Genomic DNA, 21,512 nt, shown 5'->3' on the forward strand with positions numbered 1-21,512 from the left:
AGTTGTACTTCAAAGGGGTCTCCAAGTGGTATAGGAGACCCCTTTGTTGTCCGGGAGTGATCGTCGGGCGGTCGCCGCGCCGCCCGGACTGCCGCCCGGTTGCGGTGAGATGCCGCGAATGCGGGGACTTCCCGGGTCCTCAGCCCTCGCCCGTGAGCTTGCGGGTGTGCAGCTGCCGGGCCACTTCGGCGATCGATCCGGACAGGGACGGGTACACGGTGAATGCGTTTGCGATCTGTTCCACCGTCAGGTTGTTGTCGACCGCGATCGAGATGGGGTGGATCAGCTCGCTGGCGCGCGGCGCGACCACGCAGCCGCCGACCACGATCCCCGTACCGGGGCGGCAGAAGATCTTGACGAACCCGTCGCGGATGCCCTGCATCTTGGCCCGCGGGTTGCGCAGCAGCGGCAGCTTGACGACCCGGGCCTCGATCCTGCCCGCGTCGACGTCGGCCTGGCTGTAGCCGACGGTGGCGATCTCCGGGTCGGTGAAGACGTTGGCGGAGACGGCCTTGAGGTTCAGCGGCGCGACCGCGTCGCCGAGGAAGTGGTACATCGCGATACGGCCCTGCATCGCGGCGACCGAGGCGAGCGCGAAGATCCCGGTGACGTCACCGGCCGCGTAGACGCCGGGGGCGCTGGTGCGCGAGACCCGGTCGGTGAGGACGTGCCCGGAGTCCTTGAGCCGTACGCCGGCCTCCTCCAGGCCCATGCCCGCGGTGTTCGGGATCGCGCCGACCGCCATCAGACAGTGCGAGCCGGTGATGACCCGGCCGTCGGCCAGCGTCACCTCGACCCGGTCGCCGACGCGCTTGGCGGACTGGGCGCGGGAGCGGGCCATGACGTTCATCCCGCGGCGGCGGAAGACGTCCTCCAGGACGGCGGCGGCGTCCGGGTCCTCGCCGGGCAGCACCCGGTCGCGGGAGGAGACGAGCGTGACGCGCGAGCCGAGCGCCTGGTAGGCCCCGGCGAACTCGGCGCCGGTGACGCCGGATCCGACGACGATGAGCTCCTCGGGAAGCTCGTCGAGGTCGTAGACCTGGGTCCAGTTCAGGATGCGCTCGCCGTCGGGCTGCGCGTCGGGGATCTCCCGGGGGTGGCCGCCGGTCGCTATCAGCACGGCGTCGGCGGTCAGCCGCTCCTCGGTGCCGTCGGCGGCGGTGACGACGACCTGGCGGGAGCCGTCGGCGGCCTGGAGCCCGTCGAGCCGGCCCCGGCCGCGCATCACGCGGGCGCCGGCCCGGGTGACGGAGGCGGTGATGTCGTGGGACTGGGCGAGCGCGAGGCGCTTGACCCGCCGGTTGACCTTGCCGAGGTCCACGCCGACAACCCGGGCGGCCTGCTCCACGTGCGGGGTGTCGTCGGCGACGATGATGCCCAGCTCCTCGTACGAGGAGTCGAAGGTGGTCATCACCTCGGCCGTGGCGATCAGGGTCTTCGAGGGCACGCAGTCGGTGAGGACCGAGGCCCCGCCCAGACCGTCGCAGTCGACGACGGTCACCTCCGCGCCGAGCTGGGCGCCCACCAGGGCTGCCTCGTAGCCGCCGGGGCCGCCGCCGATGATCACGATCCGGGTCACGAAAAGTCCGCCTCGCGTTGGGTTGCCCCGCGGCCGTCTGCCGCCCCGGCCGGGGGTCCGGGGGATCGCCCCGGGGGAATGCAGTACGTACTCCATTGTCCCGCACGCGCCAACGTGCTTCGCCCCGGGGCCCTCCATACGGGACGGAGGGGGTCCGCCGCACGGGGACGGACCGCCGGGGACCCGGCCGCGGGCCCCCTCGCACTCCCCCGACCGGGGCCTTCGTCACAGGAACCGCCGCTCCCGCGCCCACCTCCCGTACCCTCGGTCCCATGTCGCTCTACGCCGCGTACGCCGGCAACCTCGACGCGCGGCTGATGACCCGCCGCGCCCCGCATTCCCCGATGCGCAGCACCGGCTGGCTCAACGGCTGGCGGCTGACCTTCGGCGGGGAGCAGATGGGCTGGGAGGGAGCGCTGGCCACCGTGGTGGAGGCGCCGCGCTCCCAGGTCTTCGTCGCCCTGTACGACCTGGCGCCGATGGACGAGGACTCCATGGATCGCTGGGAGGGTGTCGGACTCGACATCTACCGCCGGATGCGCATCCGCGTGCACACCCTGGACGGCGAGGAACCGGCCTGGATGTACGTGCTGAACGGTTACGAGGGCGGACTGCCGTCGGCGCGCTATCTCGGCGAGATCGCGGACGCCGCGGAGTCCGCCGGCGCACCGCACGACTATGTGATGGAGCTGCGCAAGCGCCCCTGCTGAGCAGGGCCGGAGACGGTCCGGCCGGACCGTGTTCGTGCGAAACCACAAAGACCCGCGGCACGTCTTTGCGCCCGTACATCTACGCGCGTAGGGATCGAGCGGTTACGCTCGTCCGCGTGAACGCATCTGTTATTCCGGACAACATCCAGGGCGACCCGCGGGCAGCCGCCGCCGGGGCCGCCGCACGCCTGCGCGAGCTGACCGGCGCCGAGACCCATGACGTCGCCCTGGTCATGGGCTCCGGCTGGGCGCCCGCGGGCGAGGCACTCGGCGTCCCGGAGGCCGAGTTCCCCGTGACCGACCTGCCCGGCTTCCCGGCGCCCGCGGTCGAGGGCCACGGCGGCACGGTCCGGTCGTACCGCATCGGCGACAAGCGCGCCCTGGTCTTCCTCGGCCGCACGCACTTCTACGAGGGCCGGGGCGTCGCCGCCGTCGCCCACGGCGTCCGTACGGCGGTGGCCGCGGGCTGCGGGACCGTCATCCTGACGAACGGCTGCGGCGGTCTGCGCGAGGGCATGCGCCCGGGGCAGCCGGTCCTGATCAGCGACCACATCAACCTGACGGCCGCCTCCCCGATCATCGGCGCCAACTTCGTCGACCTGACCGACCTGTACTCCCCGCGGCTGCGCGCGCTGTGCAAGGAGATCGACGAGACCCTCGAAGAGGGCGTCTACGTCCAGTTCCCCGGCCCGCACTACGAGACCCCGGCCGAGATCAACATGGTCCGGGTCATGGGCGGCGACCTGGTGGGCATGTCCACGGTCCTGGAGGCCATCGCGGCCCGGGAGGCGGGCGCCGAGGTGCTCGGCCTCTCCCTCGTCACCAACCTGGCGGCGGGCCTGTCCGGAGAGCCCCTCAACCACGAGGAGGTCCTCCAGGCCGGCCGCGACTCGGCGACCCGGATGGGCGCGCTGCTGGCCCGGGTGCTCGACCGCGTCTGAGCCGAGCCCTCCGGGACCGGTCCCGGCCGAGCCCTCCGGGGATCGGCTCCGCCCGTTCCCGCCTCTCCTCGGCCCGCCCGGCTGCCTTCCGGCCCGTCCGGCGCCAGAGGACCGGGGCCCGGGGCGGAGCCCCGGTTCCGGGAAGCGGCGGGGAGGGGAACAGCCCGCGCGGGCCCACCCACGCCCCGCGACACCCGCCCCCACCCCCGTACCCCCTCCGCACCCCCGAAAGGCGGACCCCGTGCAGCACGACCTCATCGCGCAGGCCCATACCTGGCTGGCCGAGGATCCCGACCCCGAGACGCGCGCGGAGCTGGGCGCGATCGTCGAGGCGGGCGACACCCAGGAACTCGCCGCCCGCTTCGCGGGCACGCTCCAGTTCGGCACCGCCGGCCTGCGCGGGGAGCTCGGGGCCGGGCCGATGCGGATGAACCGGTCCGTGGTGATCCGGGCGGCGGCGGGGCTCGCCGCCTACCTGAAGGCCCAGGGGCAGGAGGGCGGGCTCGTCGTCATCGGCTACGACGCCCGCTACAAGTCGGCGGAGTTCGCGCGCGACACGGCGGCGGTGATGACGGGCGCCGGACTGCGTGCCGCCGTGCTCCCCCGCCCGCTCCCCACCCCCGTACTGGCGTACGCCATAAGGCACCTGGGCGCCGTCGCCGGCGTCGAGGTCACCGCCAGCCACAACCCGCCCCGCGACAACGGCTACAAGGTCTACCTCGGCGACGGCTCCCAGATCGTGCCCCCGGCGGACGGCGAGATCGCGGCCGCCATCGACGCGGTCGGCCCGCTGGCGGGCGTCGTACGCCCCGAGGACGGCTGGGAGACCCTCGGCGACGAGGTCCTGGCCGCCTACCTCGCCCGTACGGACGCGGTCCTGGCCCCCGACAGCCCCCGTACCGCGCGCACGGTCTACACGGCCCTGCACGGCGTCGGCACCTCCGTGCTGACCGCCGCGTTCGCCCGGGCCGGTTTCCCGGAGCCGGTCCTCGTCGCCGAGCAGGCGGAGCCCGACCCCGCGTTCCCCACCGTGGCCTTCCCCAACCCGGAGGAGCCCGGCGCGATGGATCTCGCCTTCGCCACCGCACGCCGGGCGGCACCGGACCTGATCATCGCCAACGACCCGGACGCGGACCGCTGCGCCGTGGCCGTGCCCGACAGCTCCGTCGAGGGCGGCTGGCGGATGCTGCGCGGCGACGAGGTGGGCGCGCTGCTCGCCGCGCACCTGGTGGAGCGGGGCGCGACGGGGGTCTTCGCCGAGTCGATCGTCTCGTCGTCGCTGCTGGGCCGGATCGCGGAGAAGGCGGGCCTGGGCTACGAGGAGACGCTGACGGGCTTCAAGTGGATCGCCCGGGTGGACGGCCTGCGGTACGGCTACGAGGAGGCGCTCGGCTACTGCGTCGACCCCGAGGGCGTCCGCGACAAGGACGGCATCACCGCCGCCCTGCTCGTCGCCGAGCTCGCCTCCGTACTCAAGGAGCAGGGGGGCCGTACGCTCCTGGACCTGCTGGACGACCTGGCGCTCGCGCACGGCCTGCACGCCACCGACCAGCTCTCGGTGCGGGTGGAGGACCTCTCCGTCATCGCGGACGCCATGACCCGGCTCCGCGAGCGGCCGCCGACCGCCCTGGCCGGTCTCGCGGTCACCTCGGCCGAGGACCTGTCGCAGGGCACGGACCGGCTGCCGCCCACCGACGGGCTGCGCTACCGGCTGGAGGGGGCCCGGGTGATCGTCCGCCCGAGCGGCACCGAGCCGAAGCTGAAGTGCTACCTGGAGGTCGTCGTCCCGGTGGCGGACGCGGCCGGGCTGCCCGCAGCGCGGGCCCGGGGCGCCGAACTGCTCGCCGGGATCAAGCGGGACCTGGCGACGGCCGCGGGCATCTGACCGGCAGAACGGCCGGAAGGCCGAAGGGCCGGCGCCCCGCGTGGGGTGCCGGCCCTTCGGCGCGTCCGGTGGCGTGGCCTCAGCCCACCGCCACCAGCACCACCAGCAGGATGGCCCCCGCGACGGCCGGGGCCATCACCTCGTACGCCCAGCGCACCGAGCCCCGGTCCGCGCCCTCCGGGGTCGTGTCGCCGGCCCGCTCGGCGATGTCCCGCAGATCGCGGACGGTCTGGTCGGCGGACGCGGTGCGCGCGGCCGCGTCGCGGACGTCGGCACTGACCGACGTGCGGCCGTAGGGGTCGTCGTGCGCCGCGCGGGCCGCGCTGCGCGCCGCGCGCTTGCGGGCGCGCAGGGAGACCGGGATCGCCCACAGCTGGTACTTCGTGCCGTCCCGGGCGAGCAGTTCGGAGGAGTACGAGGCCCGTACGTCGGCGACCTCGGTCCAGGGCAGCCGGATCGTCCGGAACGGGTTGCGGACCCGGATGCGCTCGTCGTTCGCGAAGACGGCGGGCCGCAGGGTGAACGCCACGACGAGCGGCACCACGAGGAGCAGCGCCGCCACCGCGAGCCACGGCGTCCGCCCCTCGCCCCGGATCATGGCGTCCCCGCCCATCCAGGCGATCAGCAGGAGCAGCAGCGACCCGCAGACCAGCGCGGCCACGGAACGGTAGGTCCGGTCGGCGTGGGGCGGCTCTGCGGGGGGTGTGGGGCTCGTCATGGGGCCGATTGTGCCCGATGGGCGTCCGGCCCGGCGGAGCGCCCGCCCGCGCTCGCGCGCCAGGGTCGGATCGCGCGGACGGCCCGGCCCCCTGTACAGGTCGCTACGCGCGTAGATATGCTCCCCTGGTGACCATGCCCACCACTGCTCCCGCATTTTCCGACGCGACGGCGTCCGACAGTGCGCTGCGCCGCTTCCTGTTCGGGCTGCCCGGCGTCGACGCCGTCGGCCTCGAAGCGCGCGCCGCCTCCCTCGGAACCCGTTCGATCAAGACGACGGCCAAGGCGTACGCCATCGATCTCGCCATCTCGATGATCGACCTGACGACGCTGGAAGGCGCGGACACCCCGGGCAAGGTCCGGGCTCTCGCCGCCAAGGCCGTCAACCCCGATCCGACCGACCGAACGACCCCGCGCACCGCCGCGGTCTGCGTCTACCCCGACATGGCGGCCACCGCCGCCGCCGCGCTGGCCGGCTCCGGTGTGAAGGTGGCGTCCGTGGCGACCGCCTTCCCGGCGGGCCGCGCGGCGCTGGACGTCAAGCTCGCGGACGTCCGCGACGCCGTGGCGGCCGGGGCCGACGAGATCGACATGGTGATCGACCGGGGGGCGTTCCTCTCCGGCCGGTTCCTGAAGGTCTACGAGGAGATCGTGGCCGTGAAGGCCGAGTGCGGCGCCGCCCGGCTCAAGGTGATCTTCGAGACCGGCGAGCTGTCCACGTACGACAACATCCGCCGGGCCTCCTGGATCGGGATGCTGGCGGGCGCGGACTTCATCAAGACGTCGACCGGCAAGGTGGCCACCAACGCCACCCCCGCCAACACGCTCCTCATGCTGGAGGCCGTCCGCGACTTCCGGGCGCAGACCGGTACGCAGATCGGCGTGAAGCCGGCCGGCGGTATCCGCACCACCAAGGACGCGGTGAAGTTCCTGGTCCTGGTGAACGAGACGGCGGGCGAGGACTGGCTGGACCCGCACTGGTTCCGGTTCGGCGCCTCCAGCCTGCTCAACGACCTGCTGATGCAGCGCCAGAAGCTCAGCACCGGCCGTTACTCCGGCCCCGATTACGTGACGGTGGACTGATAGCCATGGCATCCGCATTCGAGTACGCACCGGCGCCGGAGTCCCGCTCCGTCGTCGACATCGCCCCCTCCTACGGGCTGTTCATCGACGGCGAGTTCACCGAGGCCGCCGACGGCAAGGTCTTCAAGACCGTCTCGCCGAGCAGCGAGGAGGTCCTCTCCGAGGTCGCGCGGGCCGGCGCGGCGGACGTGGACCGGGCCGTGAAGGCGGCGCGGAAGGCGTTCGAGAAGTGGTCGGCGCTGCCCGGCTCCGAGCGCGCGAAGTACCTGTTCCGGATCGCCCGGATCATCCAGGAGCGCAGCCGTGAGCTGGCCGTCCTGGAGACCCTCGACAACGGCAAGCCGATCAAGGAGACCCGCGACGCGGACCTCCCGCTGGTCGCCGCGCACTTCTTCTACTACGCGGGCTGGGCCGACAAGCTGGACCACGCGGGGTACGGGGCGAACCCGCGCCCGCTGGGCGTGGCCGGGCAGGTCATCCCGTGGAACTTCCCGCTGCTGATGCTCGCGTGGAAGATCGCCCCGGCGCTCGCCACGGGCAACACGGTGGTCCTGAAGCCCGCCGAGACGACCCCGCTGAGCGCCCTGTTCTTCGCGGACATCTGCCGCCAGGCCGGGCTGCCGAAGGGTGTCGTCAACATCCTGACGGGTTACGGGGACGCGGGCGAGGCCCTCGTCACGCACCCGGACGTCGACAAGGTCGCCTTCACCGGTTCGACCGCCGTCGGCAAGGCCATCGCGCGCTCCGTCGCGGGCACGGACAAGAAGGTCACGCTGGAGCTGGGCGGCAAGGGCGCGAACATCGTGTTCGACGACGCCCCGATCGACCAGGCCGTCGAGGGCATCGTCACCGGGATCTTCTTCAACCAGGGCCAGGTCTGCTGCGCGGGCTCCCGGCTGCTGGTCCAGGAGTCGGTCCAGGACGAGGTGCTGGACGCGCTCAAGCGCCGGCTCTCCACGCTGCGCCTGGGCGACCCGCTGGACAAGAACACCGACATCGGCGCGATCAACTCCGCCGAGCAGCTCGCCCGGATCACCGCTCTGGTGGAGACCGGCGAGGCGGAGGGCGCGGAGCGCTGGAGCGCGCCGTGCGAACTGCCCTCGTCGGGCTACTGGTTCGCGCCGACGCTGTTCACGAACGTCACCCAGGCGCACACGGTGGCCCGGGACGAGATCTTCGGCCCGGTGCTCTCCGTCCTCTCCTTCCGCACCCCGGACGAGGCGGTCGCCAAGGCGAACAACAGCCAGTACGGCCTCTCGGCCGGCATCTGGACGGAGAAGGGCTCCCGGATCCTCGCGGTGGCGAACAAGCTCCGCGCGGGCGTCGTCTGGGCCAACACGTTCAACAAGTTCGACCCGACGTCGCCGTTCGGCGGCTACAAGGAGTCGGGCTTCGGCCGCGAGGGCGGCCGCCACGGCCTGGAGGCGTACCTCGATGTCTGATCAGAACCGTCTTGGCGTCTTCAAGACCTACAAGCTGTACGTCGGGGGCAAGTTCCCCCGCTCCGAGAGCGGCCGGGTGTACGAGGTGACCGACTCCAAGGGCCAGTGGCTCGCCAACGCGCCGCAGTCCTCCCGCAAGGACGCGCGCGACGCGGTCGTGGCCGCGCGCAAGGCGTTCGGCGGCTGGTCGGGCGCGACCGCGTACAACCGCGGCCAGGTCCTCTACCGGGTCGCCGAGATGCTGGAGGGCCGCAAGGAGCAGTTCGTCCGCGAGGTCGCGGCGTCCGAGGGGCTGTCGAAGTCCAAGGCGGCGGCCGTCGTCGACGCGGCGATCGACCGCTGGGTCTGGTACGCGGGCTGGACCGACAAGATCGGGCAGATCTCCGGCGGGGCGAACCCGGTCGCGGGCCCCTTCTTCAACCTCTCCACCCCGGAGCCGACCGGTGTGGTCGCGGTCCTCGCGCCGCGGAAGTCCTCGCTGCTCGGCCTGGTCTCGGTGATCGCCCCGGTGATCGCGACCGGCAACACGGCCGTCGTCGTCGCCTCGGCGGACGCCCCCCTGCCCGCGCTGTCGCTGGGCGAGGTACTGGCCACCTCCGACGTGCCCGGCGGTGTGGTCAACATCCTGTCGGGCGTCACGGCGGAGATCGCGGCGCCGCTCGCCGCCCACCAGGACGTCAACGCGATCGACCTCACCGGCGCGGACGCCGCGCTGGCGAAGGAGCTGGAGATCGCGGCGGCGGACAACCTGAAGCGCGTGCTGCGCCCGCGGCCCGCGGGGGCCGACGGCGCGTCCGACTCCACCGACTGGTCGGCCGCCCCCGGCACGCACCGCCTGACGGCGTTCCTGGAGACCAAGACGGTGTGGCACCCGACGGGCGCCCTGGGAGCCTCCGGCTCCTCGTACTGACGCCCACCCGGTGCCCGGACGGGGCCGCCCTCCCACCCCGGGGCGGCCCCGTCCGCCGTTCCTCCGCGCCGGGCGTCAGCCGGTGACGAGCCCGGTCACCGTCCCCACCACGGGCAGATCGCTCAGCGAGCCGCCGCTGGTGATCGGGTCCGTGAGGACGGCCGTGGTCAGCGGCTGGAAGTCCGCGATCTGGGTGCCCACGGCGTTGTCCAGGGGGTCCACCCCGGTGTTGGCCAGCGGGTCCAGCTGGAGGTCGGTGATCGGGGCGACACTGCTGGCCAGCGAGGTCCCGAGCGCGCTGGTCACCGCCGGTCCGGCGGTCTCGCCGACCGCCTGGAGCGCCGAGGCGCCCTGGTCCGGGATCTCCGCGACCGGGGGCAGCTGAACGGCCCCGGCGGAGCCCGCGCCGGCGCCCAGGGCGGCCCCCAGGGCGGTGATGGTCAGACCGGCGCGCAGCAGGGCGCGACGCTCGGGCTTACGTGCATGAAGTGCCATGTTTTCCACCTGATCGAACCTGGTCGGGTAATCGTCTGTGCGCGCAGAGTAGTTGAGGTGTGATGCTGGATACCAACAGGAGGCCCGAGGGGTCCCCTGCGCGGGTCAATGCCTCACACTTCTGTTCTGTGAGTTCCCAACCGATCCCGACCCGCGTCGTGCTGCTCGCGGGCCCTTCCGGCTCCGGCAAGTCCGTCCTGGCCGCCCGCACCGGCCTCCCGGTGCTGCGCCTGGACGACTTCTACAAGGAGCACGACGACCCGACGCTGCCGCGGGTCCCCGGCTCCACGGACATCGACTGGGACTCCGCCGGGTCCTGGGACGCGGACGCGGCGGTGGCCGCCATCGCCGAGCTGTGCCGGTGCGGGCGCACGGACGTGCCGGTGTACGACATCGCCACCAGCTCCCGTACGGACCACGAGGTCTTCCACATCGAGCGGTCACCGCTGTTCGTGGCCGAGGGCATCTTCGCGGCGGACATCGTGGCGCGCTGCCAGGAACTGGGCCTGCTGGCCGACGCGCTGTGCCTGCGCGGCCGTCCGTCCACCACGTTCCGCCGCCGCCTGGTGCGGGATCTGCGCGAGGGCCGCAAGTCGGTGCCGTTCCTGCTGCGGCGGGGCTGGCGGCTGATGCGGGCCGAACGCCGCATCGTGGCCCGCCAGACGGCGCTGGGGGCGCACCCCTGCGGCAAGGAGGAGGCGCTGGGGCGGTTCGCCGCCGCGGCGGCGGGGCGGTGCCGCCGGGCGGGCGTGGGGGCTCCGGTCCCGGAGTGACCCGCGGAAGGCGGGCCCGTACAGGCTTCCCGTCCGGCCCCGCGGGACCACGGAGAGCGGGGCCGTACAGGACCCCCCGGCCCGTACGACCCCGCTCCGTCTCCCCCGTGACCCGCGCCTCCCCCGAAGCGACGGGCCGTTCCCCCGTGGTTCCCCCGAACCCCCTCGGTCCCCGTTTCTCCCTCTCCCCCGTACTCCCCCGTGGCCCCCGCCTCCCCCGAGACGGAGGGCCCAGCCTCAGGCCACCAACTCGCCGAAGGACTCCTGCTCGTCACGTCCGAAGCTGAGGACCTCGTCCTCGCGCAGCCGGCGCAGGGAGCGCCAGATGCTGGACTTCACCGTGCCGACACTGATGTCGAGGATCGACGCGATCTCCGGGTCGGTGCGGCCCTCGTAGTACCGCAGGACCAGCATCGTGCGCTGGAGTTCGGGCAGCCGGGCGAGCGCCTGCCACAGCACCGCCCGCAGCTCCGTGCCGCGCATCGCGTCCGTGTCGCCCACCGTCTCCGGCAGCTCCTCGGTCGGGTATTCGTTGAGCTTGCGCCTGCGCCAGGCGCTGATGTGCAGATTGGTCATGGTGCGGCGCAGATAGCCGCCGACCGCCGCCTTGTCGCTGATCCGGTCCCACGCCCGGTACGTCGAGAAGAGGGCGCTCTGCAACAGGTCCTCGGCCTCGAACCGGTCACCGGTCAGGTGGTAGGCGGTGGCGTACAGGGAGGCCCGTCGCTCCTGGACGTAGGCCGTGAACGCCGCTTCGGCGTCCGCGTTCTCCGTCCGGGTTCCGCGATCCCCCGTGGCCTCCCCGTACGCGCCGGCCGCCGCCTTGGGTGCGTCGACCACCGCCATGTACGGCACGCGCACCTGCTCCGCGGCCGTCTGGTGCTGACGCCCGGCGCTCCGAGCACACCCGCGGACTCCCCCGAGCTCCCGGCTGCGTTCGAGCAGGGAGGTACCCCCCGCGGCACCGGACTTCTCCATGCTCCGGCCGACGTCGTGGAGACGCGTGACAACTGCGCTTGAGCTGGTGCTGTGCAGTGCGTTCATCTCGCGCCCCCTATCGGTGGAGTCCGTTCGTTCCCTGCTGACCAAGAGCTTGCCGGGGCAGTTTCATGGCGCTGTCCCCCGACTGTCACAGGGCTGTCACAGGGGTGGCCGGGGCCGTGCCCGGACAATCGGAGGGGGCCGCAGGTCGAACTGAAGCGCCACCATGGGCCAGAATGACGTCCGTGCCTTTCCTGTTGCTGATCGAGGACGACGACGCCATCCGCACGGCCCTCGAACTCTCGCTGTCACGCCAGGGCCACCGTGTGGCCACCGCGGCGACGGGAGAGGACGGTCTGGAACTGCTGCGCGAGCAGCGGCCCGACCTGGTCGTGCTGGATGTGATGCTGCCCGGGATCGACGGTTTCGAGGTGTGCCGGCGGATCCGCCGCACCGACCAGCTGCCGATCATTCTGCTGACCGCGCGCAGCGACGACATCGACGTCGTGGTGGGACTGGAGTCCGGCGCGGACGACTATGTGGTGAAGCCCGTCCAGGGGCGGGTGCTCGACGCCCGGATCCGGGCGGTGCTGCGCCGGGGGGAGCGCGAGTCGACCGACTCGGCGACCTTCGGCAACGTGGTGATCGACCGCTCCGCCATGACCGTCACCAAGGACGGTGAGGACCTCCAGCTCACGCCCACCGAGCTGCGGCTCCTGCTGGAGCTGAGCCGCCGGCCCGGCCAGGCCCTCTCCCGGCAGCAGTTGCTGCGCCTGGTGTGGGAGCACGACTACCTGGGCGACTCCCGTCTGGTGGACGCCTGTGTGCAGCGGCTGCGCGCGAAGGTGGAGGACGTGCCGTCCTCGCCGACCCTGATCCGTACGGTGCGGGGCGTGGGCTACCGGCTGGACTCGCCTCAGTGACCGAAACCGCCAAGCGGTCCCTGCGCGCCGGTCTGCGCTGGACCAGTCTGCGGCTGCGCCTGGTCGTGGTGTTCGCGCTGGTGGCGCTGACGGCGGCGGTCTCCGCCTCGGGGATCGCGTACTGGCTCAACCGCGAGGCCGTGCTGACCCGTACGCAGGACACCGCGCTCGACGACTTCCGGCGGCAGATGCAGGAGACCGCGGCGGAGCTGCCGACCCGGCCCACCAAGGACGACCTCCAGCGGGCCGCCGGGGAGATGGCGTCCAGCGGCCCGGGCTACAGCGTGCTGCTGGAGGCCGAACGCGAGCGCGGCAAGCCGATCGTGGGCTACTCCGACCTGGACACCTTCACCCGGGACGACGTACCGGACTCGTTGCAGGAGCAGGTGGCCCGCAAGCAGCCGCTGACGTCGAGCAACGAGCACGAGTACCACCTGTTCTGGCAGCGGACGAGCATCGCGGGCACGCCGTACCTCGTCGCCGGTACGCGGATCATCGGCGGCGGCCCGACCGGCTACATGCTCAAGTCCCTCGACCAGGAGCGGCAGGACCTCAACTCGCTCGCCTGGTCGCTGGGGATCGCCACCGCCCTCGCGCTGGTCGGCTCGGCGCTGCTCGCGCAGGCCGCCGCGACGACGGTGCTGCGTCCGGTGCAGCGGCTCGGCGACGCGGCCCGCAAGCTCGGCGAGGGCAAGCTCGACACCCGGCTCGTGGTCTCCGGCACGGACGAACTCGCCGATCTCTCCCGTACGTTCAACAGGACGGCCGGGTCGCTGGAGAAGAAGGTCGCGGACATGAGCGCGCGGGAGGAGGCGAGCCGCCGGTTCGTCGCCGACATGTCGCACGAGCTGCGGACCCCGCTGACCGCGATCACCGCGGTGGCCGAGGTGCTGGAGGACGAGGCGGACACCCTCGACCCGATGATCGCGCCCGCCGTGCACCTGGTGGTCAGCGAGACCCGGCGGCTCAACGACCTGGTGGAGAACCTGATGGAGGTGACCCGCTTCGACGCGGGCACGGCCCGGCTGGTGCTGGACACGGTCGACGTCGCCGACCAGGTGACCGCGTGCATCGACGCGCGGGCCTGGCTGGACGCGGTGAACCTGGACGCGGAGCGCGGCATGATGGTCCGGCTCGATCCGCGCCGGCTGGACGTGATCCTGGCCAATCTGATCGGCAACGCCCTCAAGCACGGGGGCTCGCCGGTGGACGTGCGGGTGCGGACCGAGGGCGAGGAACTGGTCATCGAGGTACGGGACCACGGTCCGGGCATCCCCGAGGACGTGCTGCCGCACGTCTTCGACCGGTTCTACAAGGCCAGCGCCTCCCGGCCGCGGTCGGAGGGCAGCGGGCTCGGCCTCTCCATCGCCCTGGAGAACGCGCACATCCACGGCGGTGACATCACGGCGGCGAACTCGCCGGACGGCGGCGCCGTCTTCGAACTGCGGCTGCCGCGCGACGCCGAGAAGCTCGCGCACCACGACGAACCGGGAGCGGACGCCCCGGACGGGAACGGGGCGACGTGAAGCGCGGCGATGTCACGTACCGGCGGGGCCCGCTCCGGCGGCGTACGGCAGCCTCGCTGGCGGCCGTGCTGGCGACCGCGGCGCTGGTCTCCGGGTGCGGGATCCGTACGACCTCGGTGCCGGTGGACGCGGGAGCCGCGCCCTCCCGGGTCCCGTGCCGGCTGTCCGCCTCGGACGCCGCCGGCCGGTCGCCGGACGGCGCGAGCACCACGGTGTACCTGGTGTGCACCTCGCAGCTGGTCACCGCGGAACGTGCGGTGGCGGACGCCACGGACACCGACCCCCTGGTGGTGGCCCGGGCGCTGCTCAAGGAGGTCCAGCAGGCGCCCCCGGCGAACGAGCGGCGGGCCGGCTTCACCACCGCGGTTCCGGCGGGGCTGCGGGTGCTCCCGGCCCGGGACGGCGATCCGGCGGGCGCCGTGCGCCTCAGCAGCCAGCCGGAGGACCTGTCGGCGGAGGCGCTGGCCCAGCTGGTGTGCACGTACGCGGAGAGCGAGACGCTGGTCACCGAAGGGGCGGTGGTGCTGGGCGGGCCCGGGGACTACCCGCCGCGCGGCCGTCTGTGCACGTCGCAGACGAAGTCCCGGCCGGGCGACCTGACCACACCGGACAGCATCCGGCTGGACTGAGGCGGCGCCCGCGCGGGCCGCGGGACCGTCCGGGAGAGCCGTCCGGGAGGCGGCGGGCGACCGCGCGGAACCGATCCTGCCGGTCGCGGCGTCTTGGTGGACGTGCGTCACTGTTCGGACGGCGAGACCGTCATCCACTTCCGCGCGGCGGGGGTCACTCTCCTTGCCGCGCATCTGCTGTTCGTCGGGTGGCTGACGCTGCGCCCGCTGGACGTCCCCTGGATCACGGCGGCGAACTTCGAGCCGCTCGCCGGAATCAGGGCGGATCTCGCGCTCGGACCGGCCGAGGCGGTCCGCCGGATCGGCGGGGCGTTGCTGCTGCTGGCCCCGCTCGGGGTGCTGCTGCCCATGGCCGGGGGCCGGATCTTCGTCTCGCCCTGGGTCTCCCTGCTGCGTACGGTCGCCGCCGGCGCGCTGATCTCGCTCGCCATCGAACTGGGCCAGACCGGGGTGCCCGGTCAGGTCGTCGACATCGACTCGCTGCTGCTGAACACCACCGGGGTGGTGCTGGCCCATCTGCTGGTCGTCCCGGTCTGCCGGGCGCGGCTGCGCCGCCGGGGCGTGCCGGGGGTGCGGGACCTGCCCCACCACCGGCCGGAGACCCGTCTCAGGGACGAGGCCCCTGGGGGATCGACCCCGACGATTACCGGGGTCGGTCTCGCCCCGTAGAGCGATGCTTTGTCCCCCTTCGCGGCGCACCATGGAGTACATCGGGGAGCGCACAAGGCCGCTCCTCACGCAACGGTTCGCGAAGGAGCCCACCATGGCCGCACTTGTCCGCCCCCGCGAAGGCCGCATGATCGGCGGAGTGTGCGCGGGCCTCGCCCGGCGCTTCGGTATCTCCGCCAACACGATGCGCGTCATCTTCGTCGTCTCCTGTCTGCTGCCCGGCCCGCAGTTCCTGCTCTACCTGGCGCTGTGGGCGCTGCTGCCGACGGAGAAGTCCGCTTCCTCCGCGACGGCCTGGTGACGCGCCGGACCACGGGGAGCGGAAACGCACAGTGGGGCGCACACCCTGATCCAGGGTGTGCGCCCCACGGGCGTCGTACGGGTGCTGCCGGTGCCCGGCGCGCGGGCCGGGGCGTGGCCGCCCCGCCCGGGGTCAGCCGGGAGCCTCTCAGCCGCCGAGCGGGATCCCGTTGGCGGTGAGGCCCTTGGTGGGCAGACCGCCGAGCAGGCCGGTGACCGGGGCGGCCGCGTCGGTGGCGTCGCCGCCGAGGACCTTGCCGACGGTCTCCTGGACGGGCGCGTTCTGGGCCGACTTGGCGACGGTGTCGAGCGCCATCGTGGAGACGGGGAGCGCCCCGGCCGCGGCGTCCAGCGGCAGCGAGGGGGCGGCGGAGGCGCTGCCGGCGGCGGCAGCGGCGAAAGCGGCGCCGAGAGCGGCGACACCGAGAGTCTTGGCAGCAGACTTCTTCATGGAGAATTCATCCTTGGGGAAGGGGATGTGAGCGGCTCTGCAAGCTAGCCATTCCGATGCCCCTGCCGCAAACATCCCGACACGCGGAAAAGGGCCGGGATTTCGCTTCCCGGCCCCTTCCCCTGTCGCGGGAATCAGCCCGCGGAGACCGCGGAACCGCTGGTCACAGCGGTCTGGCGAAAGAGCCACTCGGACTTCAGCGCCGCGTATCCGGGCTTGACGACGTCATTGATCATGGCGAGACGTTCGTCGAAAGGAATGAACGCTGATTTCATCGCATTGACTGTGAACCACTGCATGTCGTCGAGCGTGTATCCGAAGGCCTCGGTCAGCCGCTCGAATTCCCCGGTCATGCTCGTGCCGCTCATCAGCCGGTTGTCCGTGTTCACGGTGATCCGGAAGTGCAGCTTGCGCAGCAGTCCGATCGGGTGCTCGGCGTACGAGGCGGCGGCGCCGGTCTGGAGGTTGGAGGTCGGGCACATCTCCAGCGGGACGCGCTTGTCCCGTACGTAGGAGGCGAGGCGGCCGAGGGAGACCGAGCCGTCCTCGGCGACCTCGATGTCGTCGATGATCCGCACCCCGTGGCCGAGGCGGTCGGCGCCGCACCACTGGAGGGCCTGCCAGATCGAGGGCAGGCCGAAGGCCTCGCCCGCGTGGATGGTGAAGTGGTTGTTCTCGCGCTTGAGGTACTCGAACGCGTCGAGGTGGCGGGTGGGCGGGAACCCGGCCTCGGCGCCCGCGATGTCGAACCCGACGACGCCCTGGTCGCGGTAGCTGTTGGCGAGTTCGGCGATCTCCAGCGCGCGGGCCGCGTGCCGCATCGCGGTGAGGAGGGCGCCGACGCGGATGCGGTGGCCGTTGGCGCGGGCGACGCGCTCGCCCTCGCGGAAGCCCTCGTTGACGGCCTCGACGACCTCTTCGAGGGTCAGGCCGCCCTCCAGGTGCTGCTCGGGGGCGTAACGGATCTCGGCGTAGACGACGCCGTCCTCGGCGAGGTCCTCGGCGCACTCGGCGGCCACCCGGAACAGCGCGTCACGGGTCTGCATGACGGCGCAGGTGTGGGCGAACGTCTCCAGGTAGCGCTCCAGCGAACCGGAGTCGGCGGCCTCGCGGAACCAGATGCCGAGCTTGTCGGCCTCGGTCTCGGGGAGGGAGTCGTAACCCTGCGCGCGGGCCAGCTCGACGATGGTGCCCGGCCGCAGGCCGCCGTCGAGGTGGTCGTGGAGCAGCACCTTGGGGGCGCGCCGGATCTGGTCGGAATCAGGGACATTCGGGGTCTGGCTCGTCATCTGGGCACTCTAGCGCCTACGCGCGTAGAGCGCCCGGTGTCGATGCGTAACAGTGACCGCGAAGTCGGGTGGAGTACACCTCTCCTTCTGACACTGTTCTGTCATGGGACAGCGCGCACTCCCCCTGTCTGACCCCAGGCTGGGACGGGCCGTTCGGACGGCCGGAACAATGGACGAGGTCAGCGGCGTGGTGCTGCTGCTTCCGGACGGCCGGGCCGACTCGCACCGTCGCCCCTCCCCTCTCTCGTACGCCGCGCAGCTGCCCTTCGCGCGCTCCCTGGCCCGCGCCGGGGTGGGCGACGGTCTCGCGGTGCACGTGCTGCGCTACCGCCGCCGGGGCTGGAACGCGGACGAGGCGCATCCCGTCGAGGACGCCGCGTGGGCGGCCGACGAGGTCCAGCGCCGGTACGGGGACGTGCCGGTCTGCCTGGCCGGCCACGGGATGGGCGGGCGGGCCGCGCTGCGGGCCGCCGGGCACGGCTCGGTCACCTCGGTCCTGGCCCTGGCCCCGTGGCTGCCGGAGCCGGCGGCGGGCGGAGCCGAGCCGGTGAGGCAGCTGGTGGGGCGGCGGGTGCTGATCGTGCACGGCACCAACGACGAGCGCACCGATCCGGAGCTGTCGTACCGGCTGGCGGAGCGGGCGAAGAAGTCCAACCGGGACACCTGCCGCTTCGAAGTCCACTCCGACGGCCATGCGTTGCGCCAGCACCGCTCCGAAGTGATGGCGCTGGCCGCCGACTTCGTGCGCGGCTCCCTCTTCGCCCGGTCCTACGCCCGCCCGGTCGCGGACGCGCTCGCCGCGCCGCCGCCGCTGGGGCTGCGGATGCCGCTGGCCGCCGGGTTCGGCCGTTCGCTGCGGCACTGACCGCGCGGCCCCCGCACTCCTTGCGCTCAGTCCGGCAGCAGATGGCCCCGGCGCGAGAGCAGGAAGCGCTTGAAGGCGGCGACCGGAGGGGTGTCGGGGTGGCCGTCCAGCCAGGCGACCCCGATCTCCCGGGCGGCGCGCGGCGCGGTGACCGTCAGCTCGACGACGCCGGGACGGGCGACCGCCGGCGGCGGCAGCAGCGCCACCCCGAGCCCGGCGGCGACCAGCCCGCGCAGGGTCTCCGCCTCCTCGCCCTCGAAGGCGACGCGCGGGGTGAAGCCCGCCTCGGCGCAGAGGTCGTCGGTGATCCGGCGCAGCCCGTAACCGGGCTCCAGCGTCACGAACGTCTCGTCGGCGGCCTCGGCGAGGCGGATCCGGCGGCGGGAGGCGAGCCGGTGGTCGTCGGGGACCACGAGGCGCAGCCGCTGTTCGTCGAGGCGGCGGGCGACCAGGTCGGGTGCGTCGGGCACGGGTGAGGTGAGGCAGAGGTCGAGTCCGCCCGCGCGGAGCCGTTCGATCATCGCCTCGCCGTAGTTCTGCACGAGCTGGAAGCGCACCCTCGGGTGGTCGACCCGGAAGGCCCGGATCAGGGCGGGCACGGTCTCCGAGCCCATGGTGTGCAGGAAGCCGAAGGAGACCCGGCCCGCCGTCGGGTCGGCGTCCGCGCGGACCGAGTCGGCGGCCCGCTCCACCTCGGCCAGGGCGCGTTCCGCCGAGCCGAGGAAGGTGCGGCCCGCCGGGGTGAGCGAGACCGTGCGGCCCCTGCGGGCGAACAGGGCGACGCCCAGGTCCGCTTCGAGCCGGACCATGGCCCGCGAGAGCGTGGACTGCGGGACCCCCAGCTCCTGTGCGGCGCGGGTCACGTGCTCGTGCCGGGCGACCGCCTCGAAGTACGCGAGGCGGGGGGCGAGCACGGCCCGGATGCCTTCTTCGTAACTGCTCGGTGACAGCCGATGCCCTGAGCTGCGTTCATGCGCCATGGGATTGATTATCGCCGTTCTGTGCATTGGACGCATGAAACCCGCGGGTCTACTTTCGACGTATGCCTCCCGCCGATACCGGGGCATCCACCGTCGTGGTGGGTGCCTCTGCCCCGCAGTCCCCCGTCACCACCACCGCCGCGCCGGCCTCCACCCATGAGCGCCTGGAGCCCGGCCGCCCCGGCTACCGCCGGATGAGCTTCGCCCTCTTCGCCGCCGGTGTCGCGGCCTTCGCCCTCCTCTACTCCACCCAGGCGCTGCTGCCCGCCGTCTCCGCCTCGTTCGACGCCACCGCCGGGCAGGCGAGCTGGACGGTCTCGGCGGCGACCGGGGCACTGGCCCTGTTCGTGCTGCCGCTGAGCGCGCTCTCCGAGCGGTTCGGGCGGCGGCAGATGATGACCGCTTCGCTGGCGATCGCGGTATTCGTCGGGCTGCTCGTTCCCCTCGCCCCGTCGATGGGCGCGCTGATCGCGCTGCGCGCCGTCCAGGGTGCGGCGCTCGCCGGGCTCCCGGCCTCCGCGATGGCGTATCTCGCGGAGGAGGTGCGGCCCAAGGCGCTGATCGCCGCGATCGGGCTGTTCGTCGCGGGAAACAGCATCGGCGGGATGAGCGGGCGCATCCTCACCGGCTGGGTCGCCCAGGCCTGGGGCTGGCGGGCCGCGCTCGCGGCGGTCGGGCTGCTCGCGCTCGCGTGCGCCGTCGCGTTCCACTTCCTCATCCCGAAGGCGAGGAACTTCCGCCCCGGTTCGCTGAACCCGAAGGCCCTGGCGAAGACCGTCGCCACGCATCTGGCCGATCCGCTGCTGGTGCGGCTGTACGCGATCGGCGCGCTGTTCATGACGGTGTTCGGCGCGGTCTACACGGTGATCGGCTACCGGCTGGTCGAGGAGCCGTTCAGCCTGCCGCAGGGCGTGATCGGCTCGATCTTCCTGGTCTACCTGGTCGGTACGGTCTCCTCGGCCGCCGCCGGACGCCTGGTGGCCCGCCTCGGCCGCCGTGGCGCGCTCTACCTGGCGGTCACCACGACCGCCGCCGGGCTGCTGCTGTCGCTCGCGGACCGGCTGGCCGCCGTACTGCTGGGCCTGGTGCTGATCACGGCCGGCTTCTTCGCCGGGCACGCCGTCGCCTCGTCGTCGGTGAGCCGCACCGCGACGACGGGCCGGGCGCAGGCATCGGCGCTCTACCAGTCGGCGTACTACCTGGGCTCCAGCGCGGGCGGCACGCTCGGCGCGGTCGCCTTCCACGCCGGTGGCTGGGCGGCGACGGTGGCCCTGGGGCTGCTCGCGGTCCTCGGGGTCGTCTCGATCACCCTGTACGGGACCCGGGTGGCGCGTGCGGAGCGGCGGGCGCTCGTTCCCGCCACCCGCTGAACCGCTCTCCCGGGCCCGCCCGACGGCACGCGGAACGGCCCCGCCGCCCGACCGGGACGCAACCGAGACATACCAGCGCGCAACCACCGCACCTCTTCGCACGTCTACCAGGCGTAACCAGCAACGCACTGTGGGCGAAGGGGAGTTGGCGCGCATGCGAGTCACGGTCAAGACATCCGGAAAACGTCTGCGACGAGGAGTGGCCCTGTCCGTGGCCGGGCTGGTGGCCGCTCCGGCCCTGGTCCTGGGCAGCGGCACCGCCGCCCAGGCGGCGTCCTGCACGACGTCGGCGGGGCCCCACCAGAAGCAGGTCGAGAAGTTCCTCAAGCGGCCCGTGGACGGCAAGCAGTCGACCGCGGACTGCAAGGCGATCCAGAAGTTCCAGAAGGCCCACGGGATCACCCCCACCATCGGCTACGCCGGCCCGCTGACCTGGCGCACGATGAACACGATGCTCGCCCAGAAGGCGGCCGGGAAGAACCCCAACAAGGCGAAGAAGTGCCCGACCGACAAGGGGCGCATCGCCTGTGTCGACCTGACGCGGCAGCTGAGCTGGATCCAGGACGGCAAGAAGCTGACGTACGGGCCGGTGCCCGTGCGGACCGGCCGGAACGGCGCCGAGACCCGGACCGGGTCCAAGAAGATCTACTGGCGCAACATCAAGCACTGGTCGACCATCTACAAGGTCTGGATGCCGCACTCCCAGTTCTTCGACGGCGGCCAGGCGTTCCACTCGGTCACCAAGTCCATGTACAACCCGCCGGGCTCCGGCGGCTGCGTCAACATGCGCCCCGCCGACGCGAAGGCATACTGGAAACTGCTGAAGAACGGCGACGACGTGTACGTGTACGGGCGCAAGCCCGGAACCTGAGCGACGCGCTCGGCGGCGGCAGGACTCCCGAGGGGCGCCGGACGGATCGTGGCCGCGGCCACGGCCGCCGGCGCCCCTCGTCCTCCTTCCGCACCGACTGTCAGTGGCCTGCGGTAGCTTCCG

General features: G+C 72.8%; 22 protein-coding genes. 15 read left to right on the plus strand and 7 right to left on the minus strand.

Features of this window, described 5'->3' with window-relative positions:
- Positions 1-139: 139 nt before the first annotated feature.
- Positions 140-1,579 (minus strand): NAD(P)H-quinone dehydrogenase, encoded by a 1,440-nt coding sequence (locus tag DTB53_RS04035; protein ID WP_030702601.1) that lies wholly within the window; start codon positions 1,577-1,579, stop codon positions 140-142.
- A 272-nt stretch (positions 1,580-1,851) separates the two neighbouring features.
- On the opposite strand from DTB53_RS04035, the gene DTB53_RS04040 reads away from it, so the two are divergent.
- The 3 genes from DTB53_RS04040 to DTB53_RS04050 all read left to right on the plus strand — a co-directional run bounded on the left by DTB53_RS04040 (position 1,852) and on the right by DTB53_RS04050 (position 5,115).
- Positions 1,852-2,289, plus strand: a complete 438-nt coding sequence (locus tag DTB53_RS04040; RefSeq protein WP_003966756.1) for a gamma-glutamylcyclotransferase family protein — start codon at positions 1,852-1,854, stop codon at positions 2,287-2,289.
- Positions 2,290-2,405: 116 nt separating this feature from the next.
- Complete coding sequence (locus DTB53_RS04045) at positions 2,406-3,230, plus strand: purine-nucleoside phosphorylase (protein WP_012379335.1); 825 nt, start codon at positions 2,406-2,408, stop codon at positions 3,228-3,230.
- 241 nt (positions 3,231-3,471) lie between these two features.
- A complete protein-coding gene (locus DTB53_RS04050; protein ID WP_012379336.1) occupies positions 3,472-5,115 on the plus strand; it encodes a phospho-sugar mutase in 1,644 nt (547 codons plus the stop codon).
- 79 nt (positions 5,116-5,194) lie between these two features.
- Here the strand turns inward: DTB53_RS04050 and DTB53_RS04055 are convergent, their stop codons facing one another.
- Positions 5,195-5,833, minus strand: coding sequence for a PH domain-containing protein (locus DTB53_RS04055; RefSeq protein WP_012379337.1), 639 nt, complete (start codon positions 5,831-5,833; stop codon positions 5,195-5,197).
- Positions 5,834-5,967: 134 nt separating this feature from the next.
- Between DTB53_RS04055 and deoC the strand changes: the two genes are divergently transcribed.
- Genes deoC through DTB53_RS04070 form a run of 3 tightly spaced genes read left to right on the plus strand, consistent with a single transcriptional unit; the run spans position 5,968 to position 9,267 of the window.
- The gene (gene deoC, locus DTB53_RS04060) at positions 5,968-6,915 is read left to right on the plus strand and encodes a deoxyribose-phosphate aldolase (RefSeq protein ID WP_003966760.1); all 948 of its coding nucleotides are present in this window, start codon (positions 5,968-5,970) and stop codon (positions 6,913-6,915) included.
- A 5-nt stretch (positions 6,916-6,920) separates the two neighbouring features.
- Entirely contained in the window at positions 6,921-8,357 is a 1,437-nt protein-coding gene (locus tag DTB53_RS04065; RefSeq protein WP_003966761.1) for an aldehyde dehydrogenase family protein, read from the plus strand.
- Positions 8,350-9,267 (plus strand): aldehyde dehydrogenase family protein, encoded by a 918-nt coding sequence (locus tag DTB53_RS04070; RefSeq protein WP_012379338.1) that lies wholly within the window; start codon positions 8,350-8,352, stop codon positions 9,265-9,267. The genes DTB53_RS04065 and DTB53_RS04070 overlap by 8 nt, the downstream gene beginning before the upstream one ends.
- Positions 9,268-9,342: 75 nt before the next feature.
- Here the strand turns inward: DTB53_RS04070 and DTB53_RS04075 are convergent, their stop codons facing one another.
- Positions 9,343-9,762 carry a hypothetical protein gene (locus DTB53_RS04075; protein ID WP_003966763.1) on the minus strand — a complete coding sequence of 140 codons (420 nt, stop codon included), beginning with the start codon at positions 9,760-9,762 and terminating at the stop codon, positions 9,343-9,345.
- Between the two features lie 62 nt (positions 9,763-9,824).
- Between DTB53_RS04075 and DTB53_RS04080 the strand changes: the two genes are divergently transcribed.
- Entirely contained in the window at positions 9,825-10,535 is a 711-nt protein-coding gene (locus DTB53_RS04080) for a uridine kinase family protein (protein ID WP_003966764.1), read from the plus strand.
- 237 nt (positions 10,536-10,772) lie between these two features.
- On the opposite strand, the gene DTB53_RS04085 is transcribed toward DTB53_RS04080, so the two are convergent.
- Positions 10,773-11,579, minus strand: a complete 807-nt coding sequence (locus tag DTB53_RS04085; RefSeq protein ID WP_003966765.1) for a SigE family RNA polymerase sigma factor — start codon at positions 11,577-11,579, stop codon at positions 10,773-10,775.
- Between the two features lie 182 nt (positions 11,580-11,761).
- Here DTB53_RS04085 and afsQ1 point away from each other — a divergent pair, with 182 nt between their 5' ends.
- The 5 genes from afsQ1 to DTB53_RS04110 all read left to right on the plus strand — a co-directional run bounded on the left by afsQ1 (position 11,762) and on the right by DTB53_RS04110 (position 15,564).
- A complete protein-coding gene (gene afsQ1, locus DTB53_RS04090; RefSeq protein WP_006127084.1) occupies positions 11,762-12,439 on the plus strand; it encodes a two-component system response regulator AfsQ1 in 678 nt (225 codons plus the stop codon).
- Complete coding sequence (locus tag DTB53_RS04095; RefSeq protein ID WP_012379341.1) at positions 12,436-13,965, plus strand: ATP-binding protein; 1,530 nt, start codon at positions 12,436-12,438, stop codon at positions 13,963-13,965. The genes afsQ1 and DTB53_RS04095 overlap by 4 nt, the downstream gene beginning before the upstream one ends.
- Complete coding sequence (locus DTB53_RS04100; RefSeq protein ID WP_012379342.1) at positions 13,962-14,594, plus strand: GerMN domain-containing protein; 633 nt, start codon at positions 13,962-13,964, stop codon at positions 14,592-14,594. The genes DTB53_RS04095 and DTB53_RS04100 overlap by 4 nt, the downstream gene beginning before the upstream one ends.
- Before the next feature lie 96 nt (positions 14,595-14,690).
- The gene (locus tag DTB53_RS04105; RefSeq protein ID WP_012379343.1) at positions 14,691-15,263 is read left to right on the plus strand and encodes a VanZ family protein; all 573 of its coding nucleotides are present in this window, start codon (positions 14,691-14,693) and stop codon (positions 15,261-15,263) included.
- 94 nt (positions 15,264-15,357) lie between these two features.
- Positions 15,358-15,564, plus strand: a complete 207-nt coding sequence (locus DTB53_RS04110) for a PspC domain-containing protein (protein ID WP_012379344.1) — start codon at positions 15,358-15,360, stop codon at positions 15,562-15,564.
- Positions 15,565-15,711: 147 nt separating this feature from the next.
- Here DTB53_RS04110 and DTB53_RS04115 read toward each other — a convergent pair whose 3' ends face one another.
- Both DTB53_RS04115 and DTB53_RS04120 read right to left on the minus strand, forming a co-directional pair.
- On the minus strand, positions 15,712-16,014 hold the full coding sequence (locus tag DTB53_RS04115; protein ID WP_003966771.1) for a hypothetical protein: 303 nt from the start codon (positions 16,012-16,014) through the stop codon (positions 15,712-15,714).
- A 134-nt stretch (positions 16,015-16,148) separates the two neighbouring features.
- Entirely contained in the window at positions 16,149-17,303 is a 1,155-nt protein-coding gene (locus DTB53_RS04120) for an adenosine deaminase (RefSeq protein ID WP_012379345.1), read from the minus strand.
- A 103-nt stretch (positions 17,304-17,406) separates the two neighbouring features.
- On the opposite strand from DTB53_RS04120, the gene DTB53_RS04125 reads away from it, so the two are divergent.
- On the plus strand, positions 17,407-18,168 hold the full coding sequence (locus DTB53_RS04125; RefSeq protein WP_012379346.1) for an alpha/beta hydrolase: 762 nt from the start codon (positions 17,407-17,409) through the stop codon (positions 18,166-18,168).
- A gap of 26 nt (positions 18,169-18,194) precedes the next feature.
- Here DTB53_RS04125 and DTB53_RS04130 read toward each other — a convergent pair whose 3' ends face one another.
- Entirely contained in the window at positions 18,195-19,148 is a 954-nt protein-coding gene (locus DTB53_RS04130; RefSeq protein ID WP_012379347.1) for a LysR family transcriptional regulator, read from the minus strand.
- A 62-nt stretch (positions 19,149-19,210) separates the two neighbouring features.
- Here DTB53_RS04130 and DTB53_RS04135 point away from each other — a divergent pair, with 62 nt between their 5' ends.
- Together DTB53_RS04135 and DTB53_RS04140 are read left to right on the plus strand one after the other, a co-directional pair.
- Positions 19,211-20,518: an MFS transporter gene (locus DTB53_RS04135; RefSeq protein ID WP_012379348.1), complete on the plus strand. Its 1,308-nt coding sequence runs from the start codon at positions 19,211-19,213 to the stop codon at positions 20,516-20,518.
- A gap of 154 nt (positions 20,519-20,672) precedes the next feature.
- Positions 20,673-21,389 (plus strand): L,D-transpeptidase family protein, encoded by a 717-nt coding sequence (locus tag DTB53_RS04140; RefSeq protein WP_003966776.1) that lies wholly within the window; start codon positions 20,673-20,675, stop codon positions 21,387-21,389.
- Positions 21,390-21,512: the final 123 nt, after the last annotated feature.

This window comes from Streptomyces griseus, assembly GCF_900460065.1.
Classification (GTDB): Bacteria; Actinomycetota; Actinomycetes; order Streptomycetales; family Streptomycetaceae; genus Streptomyces; species Streptomyces griseus.

Coding starts and splice junctions, on each gene's coding strand:
- DTB53_RS04040 (WP_003966756.1), top strand. CDS start 1,852: ATGTCGCTCTACGCCGCGTACGCCGGCAACCTCGACGCGCGGCTGATG.
- DTB53_RS04055 (WP_012379337.1), bottom strand. CDS start 5,833: ATGACGAGCCCCACACCCCCCGCAGAGCCGCCCCACGCCGACCGGACC.
- deoC (WP_003966760.1), top strand. CDS start 5,968: ATGCCCACCACTGCTCCCGCATTTTCCGACGCGACGGCGTCCGACAGT.
- DTB53_RS04065 (WP_003966761.1), top strand. CDS start 6,921: ATGGCATCCGCATTCGAGTACGCACCGGCGCCGGAGTCCCGCTCCGTC.
- DTB53_RS04070 (WP_012379338.1), top strand. CDS start 8,350: ATGTCTGATCAGAACCGTCTTGGCGTCTTCAAGACCTACAAGCTGTAC.
- DTB53_RS04075 (WP_003966763.1), bottom strand. CDS start 9,762: ATGGCACTTCATGCACGTAAGCCCGAGCGTCGCGCCCTGCTGCGCGCC.
- DTB53_RS04080 (WP_003966764.1), top strand. CDS start 9,825: ATGCTGGATACCAACAGGAGGCCCGAGGGGTCCCCTGCGCGGGTCAAT.
- DTB53_RS04085 (WP_003966765.1), bottom strand. CDS start 11,579: ATGAACGCACTGCACAGCACCAGCTCAAGCGCAGTTGTCACGCGTCTC.
- DTB53_RS04110 (WP_012379344.1), top strand. CDS start 15,358: ATGGCCGCACTTGTCCGCCCCCGCGAAGGCCGCATGATCGGCGGAGTG.
- DTB53_RS04115 (WP_003966771.1), bottom strand. CDS start 16,014: ATGAAGAAGTCTGCTGCCAAGACTCTCGGTGTCGCCGCTCTCGGCGCC.
- DTB53_RS04120 (WP_012379345.1), bottom strand. CDS start 17,303: ATGACGAGCCAGACCCCGAATGTCCCTGATTCCGACCAGATCCGGCGC.
- DTB53_RS04125 (WP_012379346.1), top strand. CDS start 17,407: ATGGGACAGCGCGCACTCCCCCTGTCTGACCCCAGGCTGGGACGGGCC.
- DTB53_RS04130 (WP_012379347.1), bottom strand. CDS start 19,148: ATGGCGCATGAACGCAGCTCAGGGCATCGGCTGTCACCGAGCAGTTAC.
- DTB53_RS04135 (WP_012379348.1), top strand. CDS start 19,211: ATGCCTCCCGCCGATACCGGGGCATCCACCGTCGTGGTGGGTGCCTCT.
- DTB53_RS04140 (WP_003966776.1), top strand. CDS start 20,673: ATGCGAGTCACGGTCAAGACATCCGGAAAACGTCTGCGACGAGGAGTG.